The sequence below is a fragment of the Limosilactobacillus caviae genome (genome assembly GCF_014635905.1).
GTDB classification, from domain to species: domain Bacteria; phylum Bacillota; class Bacilli; order Lactobacillales; family Lactobacillaceae; genus Limosilactobacillus; species Limosilactobacillus caviae.
The window spans coordinates 26,236-46,609 of sequence record NZ_BMDS01000002.1; the positions used below are offsets into that span (position 1 = coordinate 26,236).

At 40.1% G+C, this 20,374-nt stretch carries 19 protein-coding genes and 1 riboswitch; of the genes, 17 read left to right on the forward strand and 2 right to left on the reverse strand.

The features are described from left to right. The 6 genes from IEU90_RS02785 (at position 1) to IEU90_RS02810 (ending at position 6,631) form a co-directional block, all read left to right on the forward strand. Complete coding sequence (locus IEU90_RS02785) at positions 1 to 339, forward strand: DUF1831 domain-containing protein (RefSeq protein WP_153710620.1); 339 nt, start codon at positions 1 to 3, stop codon at positions 337 to 339. Between the two features lie 107 nt (positions 340 to 446). Next, the gene (mnmA, locus tag IEU90_RS02790) at positions 447 to 1,580 is read left to right on the forward strand and encodes a tRNA 2-thiouridine(34) synthase MnmA (protein ID WP_153710619.1); all 1,134 of its coding nucleotides are present in this window, start codon (positions 447 to 449) and stop codon (positions 1,578 to 1,580) included. A 133-nt stretch (positions 1,581 to 1,713) separates the two neighbouring features. Next, positions 1,714 to 2,370, forward strand: coding sequence for a histidine phosphatase family protein (locus IEU90_RS02795; RefSeq protein ID WP_153710618.1), 657 nt, complete (start codon positions 1,714 to 1,716; stop codon positions 2,368 to 2,370). Between the two features lie 13 nt (positions 2,371 to 2,383). Further along, complete coding sequence (locus tag IEU90_RS02800) at positions 2,384 to 3,067, forward strand: tetratricopeptide repeat protein (protein ID WP_153710617.1); 684 nt, start codon at positions 2,384 to 2,386, stop codon at positions 3,065 to 3,067. Between the two features lie 21 nt (positions 3,068 to 3,088). Further along, the gene (gene recD2, locus IEU90_RS02805) at positions 3,089 to 5,587 is read left to right on the forward strand and encodes an SF1B family DNA helicase RecD2 (RefSeq protein WP_153710616.1); all 2,499 of its coding nucleotides are present in this window, start codon (positions 3,089 to 3,091) and stop codon (positions 5,585 to 5,587) included. Positions 5,588 to 5,656: 69 nt separating this feature from the next. Next, entirely contained in the window at positions 5,657 to 6,631 is a 975-nt protein-coding gene (locus IEU90_RS02810) for a ribose-phosphate diphosphokinase (RefSeq protein WP_153710615.1), read from the forward strand. Between the two features lie 59 nt (positions 6,632 to 6,690). Here the strand turns inward: IEU90_RS02810 and dapF are convergent, their stop codons facing one another. Then, a complete protein-coding gene (gene dapF, locus IEU90_RS02815) occupies positions 6,691 to 7,686 on the reverse strand; it encodes a diaminopimelate epimerase (protein WP_153710614.1) in 996 nt (331 codons plus the stop codon). Between the two features lie 10 nt (positions 7,687 to 7,696). Then, positions 7,697 to 9,055: an aspartate kinase gene (locus tag IEU90_RS02820; RefSeq protein ID WP_153710613.1), complete on the reverse strand. Its 1,359-nt coding sequence runs from the start codon at positions 9,053 to 9,055 to the stop codon at positions 7,697 to 7,699. A 205-nt stretch (positions 9,056 to 9,260) separates the two neighbouring features. Next, a riboswitch (Lysine riboswitch) is annotated at positions 9,261 to 9,440 on the forward strand. A 95-nt stretch (positions 9,441 to 9,535) separates the two neighbouring features. On the opposite strand from IEU90_RS02820, the gene lysA reads away from it, so the two are divergent. The 11 genes from lysA (at position 9,536) to IEU90_RS02875 (ending at position 20,294) form a co-directional block, all read left to right on the forward strand. Next, entirely contained in the window at positions 9,536 to 10,846 is a 1,311-nt protein-coding gene (gene lysA, locus IEU90_RS02825; RefSeq protein WP_153710612.1) for a diaminopimelate decarboxylase, read from the forward strand. A gap of 35 nt (positions 10,847 to 10,881) precedes the next feature. Then, positions 10,882 to 11,592 (forward strand): 2,3,4,5-tetrahydropyridine-2,6-dicarboxylate N-acetyltransferase, encoded by a 711-nt coding sequence (gene dapD, locus IEU90_RS02830; protein ID WP_153710611.1) that lies wholly within the window; start codon positions 10,882 to 10,884, stop codon positions 11,590 to 11,592. Positions 11,593 to 11,605: 13 nt separating this feature from the next. Beyond that, positions 11,606 to 12,751, forward strand: a complete 1,146-nt coding sequence (locus tag IEU90_RS02835) for an N-acetyldiaminopimelate deacetylase (protein ID WP_188357690.1) — start codon at positions 11,606 to 11,608, stop codon at positions 12,749 to 12,751. A gap of 26 nt (positions 12,752 to 12,777) precedes the next feature. Beyond that, positions 12,778 to 13,701: a 4-hydroxy-tetrahydrodipicolinate synthase gene (gene dapA, locus IEU90_RS02840; protein ID WP_153710609.1), complete on the forward strand. Its 924-nt coding sequence runs from the start codon at positions 12,778 to 12,780 to the stop codon at positions 13,699 to 13,701. A 3-nt stretch (positions 13,702 to 13,704) separates the two neighbouring features. Then, complete coding sequence (gene dapB / locus IEU90_RS02845) at positions 13,705 to 14,484, forward strand: 4-hydroxy-tetrahydrodipicolinate reductase (RefSeq protein ID WP_153710608.1); 780 nt, start codon at positions 13,705 to 13,707, stop codon at positions 14,482 to 14,484. A 12-nt stretch (positions 14,485 to 14,496) separates the two neighbouring features. Continuing rightward, on the forward strand, positions 14,497 to 15,681 hold the full coding sequence (locus IEU90_RS02850; RefSeq protein ID WP_188357691.1) for an aminotransferase class I/II-fold pyridoxal phosphate-dependent enzyme: 1,185 nt from the start codon (positions 14,497 to 14,499) through the stop codon (positions 15,679 to 15,681). A 19-nt stretch (positions 15,682 to 15,700) separates the two neighbouring features. After that, a complete protein-coding gene (locus IEU90_RS02855) occupies positions 15,701 to 16,759 on the forward strand; it encodes an aspartate-semialdehyde dehydrogenase (protein WP_153710606.1) in 1,059 nt (352 codons plus the stop codon). A gap of 13 nt (positions 16,760 to 16,772) precedes the next feature. Beyond that, on the forward strand, positions 16,773 to 17,915 hold the full coding sequence (locus IEU90_RS02860) for a glycerate kinase family protein (RefSeq protein ID WP_153710605.1): 1,143 nt from the start codon (positions 16,773 to 16,775) through the stop codon (positions 17,913 to 17,915). 155 nt (positions 17,916 to 18,070) lie between these two features. Further along, the gene (locus IEU90_RS02865; protein ID WP_153710604.1) at positions 18,071 to 18,421 is read left to right on the forward strand and encodes a hypothetical protein; all 351 of its coding nucleotides are present in this window, start codon (positions 18,071 to 18,073) and stop codon (positions 18,419 to 18,421) included. Further along, the gene (locus IEU90_RS02870) at positions 18,414 to 18,710 is read left to right on the forward strand and encodes a hypothetical protein (RefSeq protein ID WP_153710603.1); all 297 of its coding nucleotides are present in this window, start codon (positions 18,414 to 18,416) and stop codon (positions 18,708 to 18,710) included. The genes IEU90_RS02865 and IEU90_RS02870 overlap by 8 nt, the downstream gene beginning before the upstream one ends. Before the next feature lie 168 nt (positions 18,711 to 18,878). After that, a complete protein-coding gene (locus IEU90_RS02875) occupies positions 18,879 to 20,294 on the forward strand; it encodes a C40 family peptidase (protein ID WP_188357692.1) in 1,416 nt (471 codons plus the stop codon). Positions 20,295 to 20,374: the final 80 nt, after the last annotated feature.

Below are 20,374 nucleotides of genomic sequence, written 5' to 3' on the forward strand. Positions count from 1 at the left end.
ATGGAATTTACAAAAACAGTCCAGATTTCTGGTGATAAGGATAAATATTCGATTAGCCCGGCAATAAAAAAATATGCGTTGCTTGACCTTGGCTTTGAGCAAACTAAACGTGGGAATTTTGAATATCTTGGAAGCCTTGATACTGATAATCCATTTAAACCGGTCGCTCGTCTTCGTATTTTGATTAATAGTAATCTAGATGGTTTTAAAATGGAGACACTCTCAGGAAATGGTTTGCGGAAAGTTAATATTTTTAATCATCAACGCGCAAATGAATTTGTTCAACAATATCATTATATTTTAGATGAGATGGTTGCCCGACAAATATTTACTAAATAAAAACTGTGCAGGCACGGTAATACTCTGGTACAATTGTTATCACTGGATGCATGCGACCTTCAATCGTAGATTATTCCAGAATCTATACGAAATGATGGTGATAATTAATGGCTGATAATAGTCATACACGTGTTGTGGTAGGAATGAGTGGAGGCGTTGATTCTTCAGTCACAGCCCTCCTATTAAAACGCCAGGGTTATGATGTAGTTGGTGTCTTTATGAAGAATTGGGATGACACTGATGAAAATGGTGTTTGTACTGCCACTGAAGATTACAAAGATGTAGCCAAGGTTGCTGCTAAGATTGGGATTCCATATTATTCCGTTAACTTTGAAAAGGAATACTGGGACCGGGTTTTCAAGTACTTCATTGCCGAATACAAGAAGGGACGGACCCCCAATCCCGATGTTATTTGTAATAAAGAAATTAAGTTTAAAGCCTTTATTGATTACGCAAATCAATTAGGGGCAGATTATGTTGCAACGGGACATTATGCCAACGTAAAGCGGGACGCAAATGGCCGGATGCACTTAATGCGGGCAAAAGATCAGCATAAGGACCAAACTTACTTTTTAAGCCAGCTTGATTACAAACAGTTAGATAAGGTAATGTTTCCATTAGCTAATTATACTAAGCCTGAGATTCGTCAGATTGCCGAAGAAGCGGGGCTTGCTACTGCTAATAAGAAGGATTCAGTTGGAATTTGTTTTATTGGTGAAGACGGTCATTTTCGGGAATTTTTAAGTCAATATATTCCTGCTCAACCAGGTAATATGGAGACACTTGACGGTAAGGTCGTGGGTAAACATATGGGCCTTATGTACTACACTATTGGACAACGACGGGGCCTTGGTCTTGGTGGCAATAAACAAAGTAATGAGCCATGGTTTGTAATTGGCAAGGACATGAGTAAAAATGTTCTCTACGTTGGTCAGGGTTATGATAATGATCACCTTTATGCCACTCACCTTGAAGCCAGTGACATTCACTGGGTTGATGATGTTGTTAGTCGATACGGCCGTGATTTTCATTGTACTGCCAAGTTCCGTTACCGTCAGACTGATGTTGGTGTTACTGTCCACTTATCTGATGATGATCAGATGGTAACTGTTGAATTTGATGATCCTGCGCGGGCCATCACTCCAGGTCAGGCGGTAGTCTTTTACGATGGTGAAGAATGTCTTGGAAGTGCCATTATTGACCGTGCCTACAGTCATGACCGACAACTTCAGTACGTTTAATTCATATTTAAACCTTAAGAGGGCAGAAGTAAGTTAGCTTTTGCCTTCTTAAATATACATAAGATAATAACTCTGTGATAAACAATTGCCGCAAACTCTGGTAAGATAGTAAATAAAAGGAGTAACGACAGAGATGACAAAAGTTTACTTAATTCGGCACGGGAAAACGCAATGGAATTTAGAATCTCGTTATCAAGGTGCCAATGGTGACTCACCATTATTAAAGAATAGTTATCGTGAAATTGAATTACTAGCGGGTTCTCTACAAAAAGTCCCCTTTGCGCACGCATATACTAGTCCTTTAAAGCGTGCACAAAAGACGGCACAGGCTTTGTTAATCCATTTAAATCAAGATATTCCGTTGACAATCGATAGCCGATTAAAGGAATTCAACCTTGGAGAGATGGAGGGGATGCACTTTGAAGATGTTGCTGCAAAGTGGCCTGAAGTCTTAAAGAACTTTCGTCATCACCCTGATAAGTACGATGAATCGTTAGTTAAAGGTGAAAGCTTTGCTGCAGTAATTACACGTTTTCGGGCGGCAATTGAAGAATATTGCCGGCGGTACCCTGACGGTAATATTTTAATTATTTCACATGGTGCTGCTTTAAATGCGGCTATTAATGCATTAATTGGTACTCCTCTCGCGCACTTGAAAGACCGTGGCGGATTAAGCAATACCTCGACAACTATCCTTACAACTGAAGATGCTAGTCATTTCAGACTAGAAAAATGGAATGATACATCTTACCTTCACAAAAATAAGGTTGATCCAACCGATACCATTTAAGAGGTGATATTTAATGACAGAGAAAAAAGACTTTCGCGATCCTAAGAAAAAGGAAACGGAGAAATTAGTTCATAAATTAGTAGAAGCAATCGATGAACACCCAGAAAAAGTAAATAATTACTATGATTTAGGTTCTTTGTTAACCCGGTTAAATGATTATCAACAGGCAGAAGAACTTTTTATGAAGGCCTTAGGAATTTTTGAAGCTAAGGGCGATACGGATGCTATGAATCTTTTGAACTATGGACTCGGCAATCTTTACTATGAAGTTGGTAAAGTCAATGCAGCTATTAATCTTTATAACAAAATTGATGATCCAAAGCTAAAGGGAGATTCATACCTTATGTTAGCGCAAAGCTATATGAAGAAGGGGCAGCACAAACAAGCAGTTGCTTATGGGTTAACGGCTCTTGAATTACGTTCCGACGATCCTGAAATTAATCAGGTAATTGGAGATTCATTATTAGCACTTGGTGAATTTAAGCAAGCAAAAACTTATTATGATGCAATCCTCAAATATCATCCTGGTCGTGCAGATACGCAATTTAATCGGGGGATTGTTGCAATGGTACTTGGTGAGCCGTACAAGGATTATCTTGCTCAAGCTAAACAGTTAGATCCAAGCTATTACCATAAGAGTGAACGGCGACTAAATGATATTGAAAAGACGCTTCAAACAACTCAAAAGAAAGATTAGTAACGTGAAAGGATGACTTCTATGGCTGAAGAACTCGACCTATTTAAGACGCCAACGGAGCCGTCTTTTTTTATTGGTCAAGTACAATCAGAAATTTTTAATAGCCCTGATTCTTTTTTTAAGGTACTTATTGTTTCGGTAGAAGAAGCAAATTTTGATTGGCATGAACCGGAAATTACGGTAACAGGAAGCTTTGGTGATTTAAGTGATGATCAGACTTATCGATTTGAAGGAAAAATTGTAGAACATCCGCGATATGGCCAACAGTTTCAAGCTACTTCCTATCATGCAAACCGACCAACAAGTAAGGACGGGTTAATTAGCTTTTTATCAGGAAAACAATTTGCAGGAATTGGGGAAAAGACTGCTGAAAAGATTGTTGATAAATTGGGGACCGATGCAATTGATAGAATTATTGCGGATCCGCATGTTTTAGATAGTCTAAAACTCCGTAAAGCAGTAAAAGACGCGTTGATTGATAACCTGCGAGCAAATCAAGGAATGGATCAAATTATTATTGGTTTAAATGACCTTGGATTTGGTGCTAATCTTAGTAGTGCAATTTTTGATAAATATGGTGATGAGACCCTTCATATAATCAATGAAAATCCTTACCAACTAGCTGCTGAAATTGATGGAATTAGCTTTAATCGTGCTGATCAAGTAGCTCAGCGATTAGAAATTGCTCCTGATGATCCGCGGCGCATTAATGCTGCAATTATTCAAACACTTGATGATTTAACAATGGAAACAGGAGATACTTATACGACCACGAAGCCGTTACTTCAGCAAACGATCCAGTTGCTTGTTCAAGGGAGCGGCGGGCAAGTATCAACTGACTTAATTACTGACCAGATTGTAGAATTAGAGAAGAACCAAGGTATTCGTTATGCCGATGAAAAGATCTATCCGACGGCCCTATATAATGCAGAATGGCAAATTGCAGATCACTTACACCGCCTTTTAACAGTAGAGCAAGAAACTTTACCAGCTAAGACTGTAGATAAAGTCGTTTCGAAGGTAGCTGACCAATCTGGAATAACTTATGATCAAGTTCAAACAGAAGCAATTAAGACGGCCCTAAATAGCAAAGTAATGTTATTAACGGGAGGACCAGGTACAGGCAAGACAACGATCATAAAGGGAATTGTTGCTAGTTATGCAAGAATTCATGATATATCACTAGATGTTGATGAATATAAGGAAAAATCATTTCCTGTATTATTAGCTGCTCCAACTGGGCGGGCAGCTAAGCGGATGAGTGAAGCTACTGATCTACCAGCAAGTACGATTCACCGCTTATTAGGGCTTAACGGTCGAGAAATGCCAACTGATTTGAATGCCCGCGACCTGGAAGGATCATTATTAATTATTGATGAGATGTCGATGGTTGATACGCTTTTGTTTAAGACCCTTATTCAGGCTGTACCAACTTCAATGCATGTGGTTTTAGTTGGTGATAAAGATCAGCTGCCATCAGTTGGACCCGGGCAAGTTTTCCATGATTTATTAGACTTTGCCGAATTGCCGAAAGTTGAACTAACAAATATCCATCGGCAAGCTGCTGATTCAACAATTATTCCATTAGCTCACGCGATTAAAGAGGGAAAACTGCCACCAGATTTAGTCAATAAAAAACCAGATCGCTCGTTTATTTCCTGTCACGCTAATCAAGTCCCGAGTGTTGTTCAACAGATTATTGACCTTTCAAAGAAACGAGACTACTCGGCTAACGATATCCAAATTTTAGCGCCAATGTACCGTGGACAAGCCGGAATTGATCGCTTAAATGAACTTGCACAGCAGGCATATAATCCGCCAGCTAATGGGAAACAGGAAATTGAGTTTAGGGGACAAATATTGCGGGTAGGAGATAAGGTTCTTCAACTTGTTAATGTGCCGGAAAAGAATATTTTTAATGGTGATATTGGAAAAATAACAGCAATTGAAAATAGTAAGACGGCAGGCAAACGGAACGAATCAATTACCGTTGATTTTGACGGTAACGAGGTAACCTATAGTCGAATGGAATGGAACCAGTTACGGTTGGCATATTGCATTTCAATTCATAAGGCACAGGGAAGTCAGTTTAAGATGGTATTACTTCCCATTGTTCAGCAATTTAGTCGAATGCTTCAACGAAATCTTTTATATACGGCAATCACACGTGCTGCAGAAAAACTAGTGATGATTGGAGAACCATACGCCGTTATGACTAGTGTGAAAAATGAGGCTGTTAATCGGCGGACCTCTTTGGTTGATCGTCTTGGAAAGGTGTGGAGTAGGCATGGTGAATTAAAGTCGCCTGAAGAACGCTCAACAAGTTCGTTAACAAAGGATCTTGCCGAGAGCAGGGATGATAGCAGGTCTATTCACAAAAAAGAAGTTGCACAACCACAGTCAACAAGTAACAATCCTCGACAATATATTTTGACCGCGGACCTTATTAATTCAGATGCTATTGATCCGTTGATCGGGATGGATAATATTAGTTTACAAAGTCTGCATCAAGGCAAATAATACTTGATTGAACACTAATTTGTTGTCATAATAGTTATGATTATTGTCGAACTTTAAAGGAGTACAAAAATGACCCAGATTAAAAATGCCGATAATGTGCGTCTATTTTCATTAAATTCAAATCCTAAGCTTGCTGAGCAAATTGCCCAACGAGTAGGAATTCCATTGAGCAAAGCGTCAATTAGTCACTTTGCTGATGGGGAGATTAAAATTACTATCGACGAGAGTATTCGTGGTTGTGAAGTTTATGTAATTCAGTCCGTTTCTGATCCAGTTAACACTAACCTAATGGAATTATTAATTATGGTTGATGCTTTACGACGGGCCAGTGCTGCTAAGATTAATGTTGTGATGCCATATTATGGTTATGCACGACAAGATCGGAAAGCGCGGAGCCGTGAACCAATTACAGCTAAGTTAATTGCTAACCTTCTTGAAATGGACCAAATTAGTCGATTGGTAACAATTGATTTACATGCTCCTCAGGTTCAAGGTTTCTTTGATATTCCGGTTGACCACTTACAAGCAACGAGTCTCTTCACTAAGTATATTGAAGATCAAAACCTAGGGGACGATGTTGTCGTAGTTGCCCCCGACCATGCTGGTGTTAACCTTGCACGGAAGTATGCAGAACATATTAAGGCATCAATTGCTATTATCGATAACCGTAATGATGAAGTTCGTGAACGAGTTGACCAAGAAGTTCCGCAATATGTAATTGGTGATGTAAAGGGTAAAACGGCAATTATTGTTGACGATATTGTTGACACTGGTGTACGGATGGACCTCTCTGCACAAGCATTAAAAAACTTTGGTGCAGCTAAAGTTTACGGGATTGCTACCCATGCTGTCCTCTCTGCAGATGCAGTAAATACTCTCCAAAAATCGCCGCTTGAAAAAATGATTGTAACTGATACAATCCAACTACCAAAAGAAAAGGAATTTCCAAAGTTAGTCCAATTGTCGGTAGATGATTTATTGAAAGAGGCAATTGTTCGAATTCACAATAACCAATCAATTGATACATTATTTAACCGCAAATAACATATAAAAAAGTTCGTTTAGCTCTCGCAAATGGAGAACTAAACGAACTCTTTTTGTATTTAGAATGTTAGTGCCGGTAATGAGTTGACAAATGCTAAGTAAGCTTGGTTTTCGTTGCTTTCTGTTATGTTTTTGCTTAATGCAGGCAAATCTGCTTGATGTAATGCGGACTCTTCTGCGGTAAGAGTGTGGGTAAACGTGGCATTACCGATTAATTCAATCCAATAATTATAATTATCACGGTGAAGAATCGTTTTAACCATTCCACCAGGATTGTAAACATTGATTGGTTCATTAAAGGAGGCCATATCCGGATGGGTGAGGGCTAACGCTAAACTAGTGGCCGACATTCCGGTTCCGCAAGCATTTGTAAAACCAACTCCCCGTTCAAACGTCTTAACAAAAAGTTCATTGTGACCGAGAATATATCCAAAATTAACATTTACACCATCATTAAAATAGGGATTATCGCTATTTAGCCGTGTACCTAATTCTTTAAGCGCTGGTCCGTGTAAAGTTTCTTTGTTAACAAAACTAATTAAATGCGGGTTAGGAACAGCAAGCGCTGAGAAATATAAGCCAGGATAAAGTTCTGGGACAAGGGTGTTTAGTAGCCGCTGCCGACCTAAGTTATTAAATGGAAGGGCGGTATGATCGAATTTAACCGGTGAAATTTCGACCGCAAAGGCAGGAACACCAGGTGCTAAATCATCATGTTTACGGACGCGAAGGCTAGCATTCATCGTGTCGACTTTAAAATCGGTTAAATTATCACGTTCGGCAACGTAACGGGCAACGGTTCGCAGGCCATTGCCGCACATTGACGCTTCACTCCCATCCGCGTTTATTACGCGCATTTGTGCTACAGAGCCTGAACGGGTTGGCTCATTTACAACTAAAACACCGTCGGCACCGCCAAGAATACCATTTGAGGGATCGGTTATTTTTTGCGTGAAGTTAATAAGTTCTTCATCTGAAAGTGGATTTTGTAATTGTGTTTGATCAAGAATGAAAAAGGCATTTTGTGATCCATGTACTTTTAATAATTGCACCATAAGCTTCCTCCTAGTTTACAAAAAAGCGGTGATAAATTGCGCGGACTGCTTCATCAGCATCGTTATCGTCTGTCCCAATCATAATTGCAATCTGTGAAGACCCCTGATTGATCATTGTAACAGAGATCCGTTTTTCAGCAAGTGAAACTAAAATATCTGAGATAACTCCCGTTCGATCACGCATTCCTTCACCGACAACCATGGTGATGGCATAATTGTCAATCCATTCTAAGCGGTCGGGATTAATTTCTTCTTGAATTTCATTACAAATTGTATCAATCAATTGGTCATTGATGGCATTTCGGTCCAGAATAATCGTAATGTCGTCTATTCCAGAAGGCATATGTTCATATGAAATGTTATGCTTTGCCAGAATCCGCAGAATACGGAGGGTAAAACCGGCCTGCTTATTGAGTAAGTATTTGTGAAGGTATAGAGCAGCAAAATGTTTGCCGCTTACAACACCCGTCACGATATCACTTGGTTGGAAATCCTTGTCAGGGACGATCATTGTTCCTGGCTTATCAGGATCATTGGTATTTCGTACATTGATTGGAATATTTCCCTGAATAGCAGGAATTAATGCCTCATCGTGAAAAACGGAGAAACCGGCATAAGATAATTCACGCATTTCGCGATAAGTCATTTTTGTGATTGGTTGCGGATTATCAACTATTTGGGGGTTGGCAGCATAGATAGCATCAACATCTGTAAAGTTTTCATAAGTTGACGCGTGTAAACCACATGCTAAAATAGCGCCGGTGATATCTGAACCGCCACGAGAAAAAGTGGCAATGTGTCCGGCAAGGGTGATACCGTAAAAACCTGGGAAGACCAACAGTTCACTGTCACTAAATGCAAATTGGCTTAAGTTAGCATAGGTTTCTGGGATAACGCTTGCATTATTGGGGGTTCCTGTGACCGTAATTCCGGCTTCACTAGGAGTTACAAACCGTGCTTCATAGCCGAGGTGTTGTAAAATAATTGCCATTAGTTGAGCATTTAAGCGTTCACCATGTGCTTTAAATGCTGCTAAAAGGTAACTATCATTAGGGTAAACTTGGCGGGGTAGGCCTTCCAGTCGTTCTTTTAATGGCGTTAGGTTATCTGCTGGTAAATCAAAGTAGTCAGCAATATCTCGGTATCGGTTTAGAATTTGTTCAACGATCTTGCTTGGATCTTGGTCGTTTATTACCGCATTGGCATATTTGATTAATAAATCAGTGACCTTAATATCTTCGGAAAAGCGTTTCCCTGGTGCAGATGTAACAATTACCCGTCTTTGCGGATCAGAGGTAATAATATTAATCGCATTTTGGAAGGCTTCACCGTTTGCAAGGGAACTGCCACCGAATTTTACAACTTTCATGATTGAAACTCCTTTGAGATGATTAGGGTTGCTAATTTATCCCTAAAATAATTTAATCGAATTCTAACATATTGATAGCGACATGCAAGTCTTTATATTGCATAAGTTAAGTCAAAAAATGTTTTTTACATCTAATAGATTAAAAAATATTTTTTTAATTTAATGATAAGTATTGACATTCTCATAAAAGACTTATAAGCTATGTATAAATCGAAGAGGCGCGACCGACACTAGTAAGCTAATTTAGTTTGCCAAACGATAAGGTTAGTTGAACAGGGAAGTTGCCGAAGCACTTAATTTGGCATTATTAAGTAGCTGGGTCGTGGTTGAATAAGCTACGGACTGTCGCAGGACAATAGGAGCCTGCGTTGCGCTATCGACAAATCAGAATGGATAAAGTGAATTCCACTGTTTGTTTGCGCAAACAGTGGAATTTTTTTATGCGACCTCTTTACTACAAATCTTGTGGAGGAATTATAAATGAATGAACAAATTACTGATCAACAAATAAATTCAGCTGGTCATTTAATGATTGGTGGTTGTGATGCAGTTGAGTTAGCTCATCAATATGGTACCCCGTTAGTTGTTTATGACGTTCAACAAATTCGCCGACAAATTCGTGCTTTCAAGCATGTTTTTGAAGAAAATAATGTTGAGTATGCGGTTAGCTATGCAAGTAAAGCTTTTGCGGCTATTGCGATGTATCAAGTAGTTGCAGCGGAGGGCGGCCACACGGATGTTGTTTCTGGTGGTGAATTATACACAGCGATTAAAGCTGGTTTCCCAATGGCTAATGTTAGCTTTCACGGAAATAATAAATCACGTGAAGAATTAGAAATGGCAATTGATCATCATGTTGGAACGATCATGATTGATAACTTCCACGAGATTGAGTTACTAACAGATGTGTTAGAAGAACGTGATGTAAAGGTCAACGTGATGCTTCGGATTACTCCGGGTATCTCTGCTCATACAAATAAGTACATTCAAACAGGGCAGGTTGACAGTAAGTTTGGGTTTGATCTTCAATCTGGACAGGCTGATGAAGCATTAGCAAAAGTTCTTGCAAATCCACGAATGCAGATGAAGGGTTTGCACGCTCATATTGGTTCACAAATTTTTGAACTTGCCGGATTTAAAGGAGTCGCCAAGAAGCTGGTTGAAGTTGCTGCTCATTGGCAAGAAAAGTTTAATTATCAAGCTTCGGTAATTAACGTTGGCGGTGGATTTGGCATTCGTTATGTAAAAGACGATACACCGCTTGCTCCTGAAGAATTTGTTGAAGCAATTATCAAGGCAATTAAAGATGAAATCAATAAAACAAACCTTATGATGCCAGCTATTTGGATTGAACCAGGTCGTTCTATTGCTGGTCCGGCTGGATATAATCTTTATACGGTTGGTTCACGTAAAGCTGTTCCCGGATTAAGACCTTACGTAACAGTAGATGGCGGGATGGGTGATAACATTCGGCCAGCACTTTACGAGGCACAATATGAAACAGTATTAGCAAGTGATCCTCGTGCAAACCTAGTTGAACATGTTCGATTAGCAGGTAAGTATTGTGAATCAGGTGATATTCTTAGTCAGGATCAGGCTTTACCAGCAACGAAGCCGGGGGATGTTTTAGCAATGCTTGATACAGGGGCCTATGGTTATTCAATGGCTTCAAATTATAACCGTAATCCACGGCCAGCAGTAGTTTTCGCTGAAGATGGTAAAGCACAAGTTGTTATTAAACGTGAAACCTATGATGACTTAATTCATTTAGATGAACCATATCGACAATAAAGAGACATATATAAAGGAAGAAAGAGGTAAATAAAATGGCTGAATTAGATGCACAAGCAATTATTAACTACATTAGTAACGCTCCTAAAAAGACTCCGGTAAAGGTATATCTTAAGGGTAACTTAAAGGATTTGGAATTTCCTGCAGAAGTTGAAGCATTTGTAGAACAACGTACAGGAGTTATTTTTGGTGACTGGACCATTATTGAACCATTATTAAAGCAATATAGTTCAGCAATTGAATCTTACCATGTAGAAAATGATGCCCGAAATTCAGCGGTTCCATTGCTTGACCTTAAGAATATTAATGCGCGGATTGAACCAGGAGCAATTATTAGGGATAAGGTCCTTATTGGCGATAATGCCGTAATTATGATGGGGGCAACAATTAATATTGGTGCTGAAATTGGTGCTGATTCGATGATTGATATGGGCGCAGTCCTTGGTGGCCGAGCAATTGTCGGCCGTCATTGTCATATCGGTGCTGGAACAGTTTTAGCCGGGGTTGTTGAACCTGCTTCTGCTGAACCAGTTAGAATTGATGACAATGTAATGATTGGTGCAAATGCAGTAGTAATCGAAGGAGTTCATGTTGGTGAAGGAGCCGTAATTGCCGCTGGTGCGATTGTAACTCATGATGTTGCCCCTCATACAATGGTTGCTGGTGTACCAGCCAAATTTATTAAGAACGTTGATGATCAGACTGCTGGCAAGACAGAATTAGAGGACGATTTGCGGAAGCTTTAGGAGGAGATTGGATATGCTAACAGAAGAAGAGTTAATTCATATTCGTCGCCACCTTCACCAAATCCCCGAACTGGCTTTACAGGAAGTTGAAACTCATCAGTACTTGGCTGATACAATTGCTAACTTTAACCATGAATTTTTAGAAGTTCGGACTCCCGAAGAATTACCAACGGCATTAATGGTCCTTGTTCATGGTCAGCACCCGCAGCGTACGATCGGCTACCGTACTGATATAGACGCTTTGCCTGTTGAGGAGCAAACTGGTTTGCCATATTCCTCAACTCATTCAGGTGTAATGCACGCGTGTGGGCATGACATTCATATGACAGTTGCTCTTGGCGTATTAAATTACTTTAGTGAGCATCAACCACAAGATAATTTGCTGTTTTTCTTTCAACCAGCAGAGGAAAGTGAAAATGGTGGTAAGCGGGCATATGAACTTGGCCTGTTTAAGGGTAAATGGTGTCCTGATGAATTTTATGGGTTACACGATAATCCTGATTTGCCAGCTGGTGCAATTGGTTGTCGGATGGGGACATTATTTGCAGGAACTACTGAAGTTAACATTGACCTTAATGGTAAGGGCGGACATGCTGCTTATCCACAAGATGCTAATGATACGGTTGTTGCTGCTGCTGCATTGATTCTCCAAGTCCAAACAGTAATTTCACGAAGCATTGATCCGATTCAAAGCGGTGTTATCACACTCGGTAAAATTGACGGTGGAACAATTCGGAATGTAATTGCTGGACATACGCGAATTGAAGGAACTATTCGGGGATTAACCCAAACAATGATCGAAACAATTGATCAACGGTTAAAAGATTTATGCGAAGGAATTGGCCGCAGTTTTAATATGGATGTTGAGCTTGAGCTAAACCAAGGCGGTTATTGGCCAGTTGAGAATAATCCTGAATTAACAAAACGATTTATCCAATATATGAAAACAACATCAGCAGTTAATTTTATTGAAACTGAACCGGCAATGACCGGCGAAGATTTTGGTTATTTATTAGCTAAATTCCCAGGAACCATGTTTTGGCTTGGTGTTGAAGATAATTCGCAGCTACATTCAGCTACTCTTACGCCAAATGAGGCTGCCATTAAACGCGGTGTTGATGCAATTATCGGTTTTCTTGAATACCGGATGCAGAATTAATGGTTAAGTATGATGGAGGAAATAAAATGACATTATTAGAAAAGGCAGACTTAATGACAGCAATCGTCACTCCTTTTGATAAGGAAGGAGAAATTGACTATGCTAGTTTGGAACGATTAACGAATTATTTGATTGAACATGGCAGTAATGGCTTTGTTATTGGCGGAACGACTGGTGAAACCCCTGAATTAAGCCATGATGAAAAAATTGAACTTTATAAGCACTTTGAAAAGATAGTTAATGGCCGTGTTCCGGTAATTGCAGGAACAGGAAGTAATAACACCAAAGAAACAATTTCTTTTACTAATGAAGTTGCTCAATTTGATGGAATTGACTATGCTCTTGTAGTTGTTCCTCCTTATAACAAGCCTAACCAACGAGGAATGGAAGCTCATTTTACGACGGTTGCTGACAATGTTGATCTGCCAATTGTTATTTATAATATTCCTGGACGAACCGGTGTAAAAATGACTCAAGAAACCGTTGTTAAATTGTCTCACCATCCGAATATTGCCGCTGTAAAGCAATGTGCATCTTTAGAAGAGCTTGAATATATCGTTGAACACCGTGATCCTAACTTTGCTGTCTTTACCGGTGAGGATGCTCAAGCGTTAACTGCGCGCGTTTTAGGAGGAGATGGAGTGATTTCGGTTGCTTCTCATGCTTACATTGACCAAATGCGGCAGATGTATGATGCCTTATACAAGGGTGACTACCAAACTGCTGGAAAACTACAACGGTGGTTAACGCCACGGATGGCCGCCCTATTTATGTTCCCGTCACCATCACCGGTTAAGGCAGTTTTGAATGCTCAAGGTTTTAGTACTGGTAGTTGTCGTTTACCAATCCTACCGTTGAATGAAGAAGAAAAACGGGAGCTAGAAGGTGCGTTATCATTACCTGCTAATTCATTAACAACAAAGAACTTACCATTAAACTTGGGGGAATAGATAATGAAAAAAGTTTTAATTGCTGGTGCGACTGGTGCAATGGGGCAAAAAGCTGTTGACCTTGTTAATTCGCTTGAAGGATTTGAAATTACTGCAGCACTTGCACCACATTTAACACGCGAAAACATGACCGAATATCACCTTGCATCATCTGTTCATCCTTATCAAAGTTTATCTGAAATTGAAGATCGGGTTGCCGATATTTGGATTGATTTTACGTTGCCGAATGCGGTTTATTCAAATGTTAAGTTTGCAATTGAACATGAGATGAAACCAATTGTGGGGACAACCGGATTGACTGATGAGCAACAAGCAGAACTAGTGACCCTTAGTAAGGAAAAACACCTTGGCGGACTAATTGCTGCTAATTTTGGAATGTCAGCGGTCCTTCTTATGAAATTTGCTCAAGAGGCTGCAAAATATTTTCCTGATGTTGAAATTATTGAAATGCATCATGGTGATAAAAAGGATGCACCGTCTGGAACCGCATTAAGTACTGCAAAATTGATTGACCAGGTTCGGCCCGTCCATGAAACAAATCCGACTGAAACAGAAAGCCTTTCTGGCGCACGCGGTGGTGATTATCATGGTATTAAGATCCACGCTGTGCGGTTGCCTGGTTATATTGCTCATGAACAAGTCCTTTTTGGCGGTGATGGCGAGGCATTAACAATCCGTCAAGATTCATTTGACCGTCAATCATTCATGAATGGGGTTAAAGTTGCGCTTGAAAAAATTGATGATTTATCCGAATTAGTAATTGGCTTAGAAAATATTTTATAAGAGGGTGAAGAAATGCCAAAGCTCGATGCCGAGTTAAAAACAACCATTAATGACCGCCTGGCTGCTGTTCCGCCTGCGCAGATTCGTGCTTTTGACGAAGAAATTTCTGCTATTCCGGGCTTAGTAAAATTGACCCTGGGTGAACCGGACTTTGCAGTTCCAGACCATGTTAAAGAAGCAGCAATCAATAGTATTCAAAATGACGATTCGCATTATTCAGCAAGTAAAGGAAAGATTGAATTACGGCAGGCAATTAGTAAGTACCTTGAGCAAAGCCGACACGTTCAATATGATCCTGCTACAGAAATTGTAGTAACAATTGGGGCAACAGAAGCGGTAACAGCCACGACTTTTGCAATGTTAAATCCCGGTGATAAGGTAATTATTCCGACTCCGGCCTTTTCATTGTATTTTCCCAGTGTTTCTTTGACGGGGGCAGAAACTGTTAAGGTAAACACTGCTGATGATGGATTCTTGCTGTCTGCTGACCGGTTAGAAGAAGTTTTAGCCAAAGAAGGCTCCGCAGTAAAAGCAGTTCTTTTAAACTATCCTAATAATCCAACTGGGCGGTCGTATACAGAAGATGAGTTAAGAGCATTAGCAAGGGTGATTGAGAAGCATCATATCTATGCAATTGTTGATGAGATTTATAGTTCATTGATGTATGATCATCCTTTCTACTCACTTGCGACGCTTTTGCCAGAACAAACTATTTTAATTAGTGGTTTATCAAAATCGCATGCCATGACTGGCTACCGGTTAGGGTATGTAGCAGCACCAGCGGAATTTATTGCGGCAATGTCAAAAATGCATTCATTTATGGTGACGGCACCAAATGATACTGCCCAGGCCGCTGCGATTGAAGCTCTTGAAAATGGTGAAGATGATCCGCAAGAATTTAAACAAGTATATCGGCAACGTCGCGATAAGCTTGCTGCAGCGATGCGTGAAATGGGATTTGAAATTGCCCTGCCTGATGGCGCATTCTATATTTTTGCTCAGATTCCCGCTGAATTTGGGGATGATGACATGGCCTTTGCGCGTAAATTAGCACATGAAGCTAAAGTTGGTGTGATTCCGGGAAATGCATTTGGTCCCGGCGGAGAAGGACATATTCGTTTATCATACGCTGCAGCAGATACTGTTATTGATACAGCAATTGAACGATTACAAAATTTTATGGATAATTTAGCATAAGCTGAAAGAAGGAACTAAGATGAGTAAGGAATATAACGTTGCAATTTTAGGTGCTACTGGTGCGGTTGGAACACGGATGATTCAACAGTTAGAACAGTCAACGATCCCGGTAAAGAATGTTAAGCTACTAGCATCAGCTAAGTCGGCAGGCAAGCAGTTGTCATTCAAAGGGCAACCAGTCACGGTTGAAGAAACGACTCCTGCTTCATTTGATGGAGTTGATATTGTCCTTTCGTCAGCTGGTGGATCCGTATCGAAGAAGTTTCTTCCGGAAGCCGTTAAGCGTGGTGCTGTTTGTGTTGATAACACTAGTGCATTCCGGATGGAACCAGATGTACCACTAGTGGTTCCTGAAGTAAATGAAGAAGCATTAAAGGATCATCATGGAATTGTTGCTAACCCCAACTGCTCTACTATTCAAATGGTGGTGGCACTCGAACCAATTAGACAGGCTTTTGGATTAAACCAGATTATCGTTTCAACTTACCAAGCTGCATCTGGAGCCGGTCAATCGGCGTTAAATGAACTGCGTCAAGAATCACAGGACTATCTTGATGGTAAGGATATGAAAGCTGATGCTAAGATTTTGCCAACAAAGGGCGACAAGAAGCATTATCCATTAGCATTTAATTTACTTCCGCAAATCGATGTCTTTGAAGATGATGGTTATTCTCATGAAGAATGGAAAATGATTCATGAAACAAAGAAGATCATGCTTAACGATATGAATGCCAAGGATATTAAGGTTACGGCGACCTGTGTCCGGGTACCGGTACCAATTGCTCATGGTGAATCAATTTACTTTACAGTTGATGATCCAACGGTAACTGTTGATCAATTACGAGCAGTATTAAAGGATGCTCCCGGGGTTGTACTTCAGGATGATCCTGCCCACCAAGTTTATCCACAGCCAATTAATGCGGTTGGCAAGCGGGATACTTTTGTTGGCCGGCTTCGTGCTGATGAGGAAACCCCTGGGGCCTTCAACATGTGGGTTGTTGCAGATAACCTACTTAAGGGTGCTGCTTGGAATACAGTTGAAAATGCAGAACGTTTGGTAGCAAATGGATTAATTTAAGGGATAATCAGTGATGAAGTTTGTAATTGCGCCGGATTCATTTAAAGGCGGATTAACGGCAAAGGAAGCTGCCAAAGTAATGGCCGATGGAATTAAAAGAGTTTATCCAGATGCCGAATACGTTTTAGTTCCGATGGCTGATGGTGGTGAAGGAACTGTCCAATCCTTAATTGACGCTACCAATGGCCGAAAAGTAACTGCTCGCGTTCATAATCCGTTAAATAAGTTAGTTACTGCTGAATATGGTCTCCTTGGTAATAGTAAAACAGCAGTAATTGAAATGGCAGCAGCAAGCGGCCTCCAATTTGTTGATGGAAATACTGCTAATCCCCTCATTACGACGACATATGGAACCGGAGAGCTGGTTAAAGATGCCCTTAATCATGGTGTTGAGAAAATAATCATTGGAATTGGCGGAAGTGCAACCGTCGATGGTGGAGCAGGATTAGCGCAAGCTCTTGGAGCACGTTTACTTGATGCTGATAACCGTGAAATTGGTTTAGGCGGTGGTGCATTAAAGGACCTAGCGCAAATAGATTTCACTCACTTAGATTCAAGGTTAAAAAAGGTAACCATTCAAGTTGCATCAGATGTTACTAACCCCTTAACTGGGAAAGATGGAGCGGCAGCGGTATTCGGACCACAAAAAGGGGCCGATGAGAAGATGGTTGATATGCTGGATAAGAACCTCCATCATTATGCCCAAAAGATTGTTGAATGTGGCGGTGCTAATGTTGAAAGAATTGCAGGAGCTGGAGCTGCAGGTGGGCTTGGTGCAGGATTAGTGGCTTTTACAGGAGCAGTCATGAAACGGGGAGTGGAATTAGTTATTGAAGCGACCCAGTTACGAAAAAAAGCGATTGGCGCTGACTATGTTTTTACCGGTGAGGGCGGAATTGATTTCCAAACAAAATTTGGTAAAACACCATATGGAGTCGCCCAAGCAACAAAAAAGGTTGCACCCAATGCTCCGGTAATTGTTTTAGCAGGAAATATTGGTAAAGGTGTAGATAAACTATATTCATCAACAGCAATTGATGCAATTTTCGCTACTCCACAAGGTGCTAAACCATTAAAACAAGCACTAACAGATGCACCTGCAGACATTGCACAGACAGCAGAAAATGTTGCGCGTTTAATTAAGGCAAGCAGTTAATAAGAAATAAAAATAGTGGGAAACAACTACCTTTGATGAGGAGGGTGTTTCTCACTATTTTTGTAATGGTGTCGATTATTAATAACTACTAACTTGGCTTAGAATCTCAAAGACCGTATAATAAATTGGAAGATAATTGAGGAGTTTAAATTAAAATGGAAGAAAATAATTATCAATATGATGAAAATGGCTTTCGTGAGGATCTAAAGAATGACCCGGATGTACTTCACCAGCCAGATGCTGATCGTACCCAGCGCGATTTAGTTACACTTGACTATGATGAAACGATGGCATTTCTTAATGGTGAAAAAGAAGTAAAGACTGTTTATGATTTTTCGGATGAAGTTTTAGATGAGATTAAGAAAAAATACCCAACTCTTAACGATACGCCGATTGATAAAGTAATTATGGAAAAATACCAGCAAATTTTGTCAGCGCGATATAATGAATCGCAAGCAAATAATAAGACGATTCATGCTGATGATAGTGAGGAAAAAGATGAATAGTTTAATAACTTTTATTATTTCAATTGCCTTTTTAGGACTGGTGATCTGGGAAAATCGTTTACATGGCCAATTGGGCTTTTTGGCAAGTCAGCGTCCAGATAAAATTACGAAAGATTTTGTCCGCGTTATTCGTCAAGAAAGGTGGCTAAATTGGGTTTTATGTATTCTTGCAATTATTGTTTTTTTAACAACTAGCCGCTATTCAATCTTATTAATGAGTATTATTACGATTATTGAATTATTATTAGTAAGCCGAATGGATCATGTAAAAAATGAAATGATGGATTAAATCTTGCTTTACTAGGCTTAAACTTATTTTTTAAGAAAAAGTAACGTTTTTTAAGAACACTCTAATAATTGCTATACGCTTTTGGAAAATAATGGTAAAGTTAAATTGTGTATTTCACTTTTTATTGTTTGTTTATTTTGAGGATTTTTGGGAGGGTGTTTTATTTATATGAGTAAAAGAACACATCATTCGAATAGTCATCGGTCTCACGGGGTCGTTGCGGGAGCAGTTAGTGCCCTCAGTTTATTGGCAGTATCAACGCAAGCTGTAAATGCTGAACAGCTAACGGTTAAGACGGGGGATACGATTTGGGGACTTGCTAAACAGCATGGACTTTCAGTTAGTGCGCTAGAACAAGCAAACCCATCAGTTAAGAAGCTGAGTGATAGCGTTGACTTAATCACGGTTGGTCAACAATTAACGTTACTGTCTGTTCACGATGCAAGTGCAGATTTAAATGCTGATGGCAGTTATACTGTTAAACCTGGTGATACTCTTAGCTCAATTGCTAACCGGTATAACATTACAGTAAATCAATTGATGGTTTGGAATAACTTAGGTGCTAATGACTCCTTATACATTGGTCAGCAACTAAGTGTAACAGGACCCGTTGTTTCTGCAAAAGTAATGGCACCGGTTCAGCAATCACAACAAGCTGCACCAGTTTCAACAGGTCAAGTACAAGTACCTGCTGCAAGCTCAGTATCTCAACAAGCTGTCACTAGTACTCAAGTAGTTTCTAACTCTGCAGTTGTGCAACAACCAGTAGCTGCTAGTGCTTATCAAAACGCAGCTAGTTCTGCTGCTGTAACCAGTGATGATTCATCTGTAGCTGTTCCTAACGTACAAAGTGCTGTTTCTACAGCAGGTTCAACAGCAGTTAACAATAAGATAGAAGCAGCTAGTGCAGTACAAACTGATAATACTCAGCCGACATCTGTTTCAGCTAATAATAGCGTTGCTCCACAAGCACAACCTACTTCAACTACTGTTAATAATGCCGTGCTATATGGTCAATCATTTGTTCAGGCAGCTCCAGTAGCAAGCCAAACGCCAGTGGCACAAACGGCTCCCGCTTCACAAGCAACTGTTGCGCCACAAAGCAATGCTGCTCCTGTTTCACAACAGCCAGTTGCAGCATCAGAGGCACAACCGCAACAATCACAGGTGACTAATCAACCAGTACAACAAGCTGCACCTAATGCTGGTCAAGATCTTCAACATGGGTCTGTTGTTAGTCTAGCTACCAAAATTGCTAACTCTAACAGCGTTCCATATGTATGGGGCGGTGAAAACCTTAGTGGCATGGATTGTTCTGGTTTAGTTAAGTATGTTTATGCCAATGCAGAAGGAAAGCAGTTACCACACTATACAGGTGCGCTTGAAAACTGTGTTGACCAGCATCCTGTTAGTGAGGCTAAACCGGGTGACCTTCTGTTCTGGGGGAACCACGGATCAACTTACCATACTGCAATTTATACCGGAAATAATCAATATGTAGCTGCTGCTAAGCCGGGGACTAATGTTGCTACTTACACTATTAGCCCATACTTCAATCCAAGTTTTGCCGGAACTGTTAAATAATCGTTGATAGATTATTAGAGACTTTTCATTAGATAGTAACAAAGATGTAACTTAAAAGGGGTTAACATTCTTCTGTGCTC

Coding starts and splice junctions, on each gene's coding strand:
- lysA (WP_153710612.1), top strand. CDS start 9,536: ATGAATGAACAAATTACTGATCAACAAATAAATTCAGCTGGTCATTTA.
- IEU90_RS02875 (WP_188357692.1), top strand. CDS start 18,879: ATGAGTAAAAGAACACATCATTCGAATAGTCATCGGTCTCACGGGGTC.
- recD2 (WP_153710616.1), top strand. CDS start 3,089: ATGGCTGAAGAACTCGACCTATTTAAGACGCCAACGGAGCCGTCTTTT.
- IEU90_RS02835 (WP_188357690.1), top strand. CDS start 11,606: ATGCTAACAGAAGAAGAGTTAATTCATATTCGTCGCCACCTTCACCAA.
- dapD (WP_153710611.1), top strand. CDS start 10,882: ATGGCTGAATTAGATGCACAAGCAATTATTAACTACATTAGTAACGCT.
- IEU90_RS02810 (WP_153710615.1), top strand. CDS start 5,657: ATGACCCAGATTAAAAATGCCGATAATGTGCGTCTATTTTCATTAAAT.
- IEU90_RS02785 (WP_153710620.1), top strand. CDS start 1: ATGGAATTTACAAAAACAGTCCAGATTTCTGGTGATAAGGATAAATAT.
- IEU90_RS02820 (WP_153710613.1), bottom strand. CDS start 9,055: ATGAAAGTTGTAAAATTCGGTGGCAGTTCCCTTGCAAACGGTGAAGCC.
- dapF (WP_153710614.1), bottom strand. CDS start 7,686: ATGGTGCAATTATTAAAAGTACATGGATCACAAAATGCCTTTTTCATT.
- IEU90_RS02855 (WP_153710606.1), top strand. CDS start 15,701: ATGAGTAAGGAATATAACGTTGCAATTTTAGGTGCTACTGGTGCGGTT.
- dapA (WP_153710609.1), top strand. CDS start 12,778: ATGACATTATTAGAAAAGGCAGACTTAATGACAGCAATCGTCACTCCT.
- IEU90_RS02795 (WP_153710618.1), top strand. CDS start 1,714: ATGACAAAAGTTTACTTAATTCGGCACGGGAAAACGCAATGGAATTTA.
- mnmA (WP_153710619.1), top strand. CDS start 447: ATGGCTGATAATAGTCATACACGTGTTGTGGTAGGAATGAGTGGAGGC.
- IEU90_RS02860 (WP_153710605.1), top strand. CDS start 16,773: ATGAAGTTTGTAATTGCGCCGGATTCATTTAAAGGCGGATTAACGGCA.
- dapB (WP_153710608.1), top strand. CDS start 13,705: ATGAAAAAAGTTTTAATTGCTGGTGCGACTGGTGCAATGGGGCAAAAA.
- IEU90_RS02865 (WP_153710604.1), top strand. CDS start 18,071: ATGGAAGAAAATAATTATCAATATGATGAAAATGGCTTTCGTGAGGAT.
- IEU90_RS02870 (WP_153710603.1), top strand. CDS start 18,414: ATGAATAGTTTAATAACTTTTATTATTTCAATTGCCTTTTTAGGACTG.
- IEU90_RS02800 (WP_153710617.1), top strand. CDS start 2,384: ATGACAGAGAAAAAAGACTTTCGCGATCCTAAGAAAAAGGAAACGGAG.
- IEU90_RS02850 (WP_188357691.1), top strand. CDS start 14,497: ATGCCAAAGCTCGATGCCGAGTTAAAAACAACCATTAATGACCGCCTG.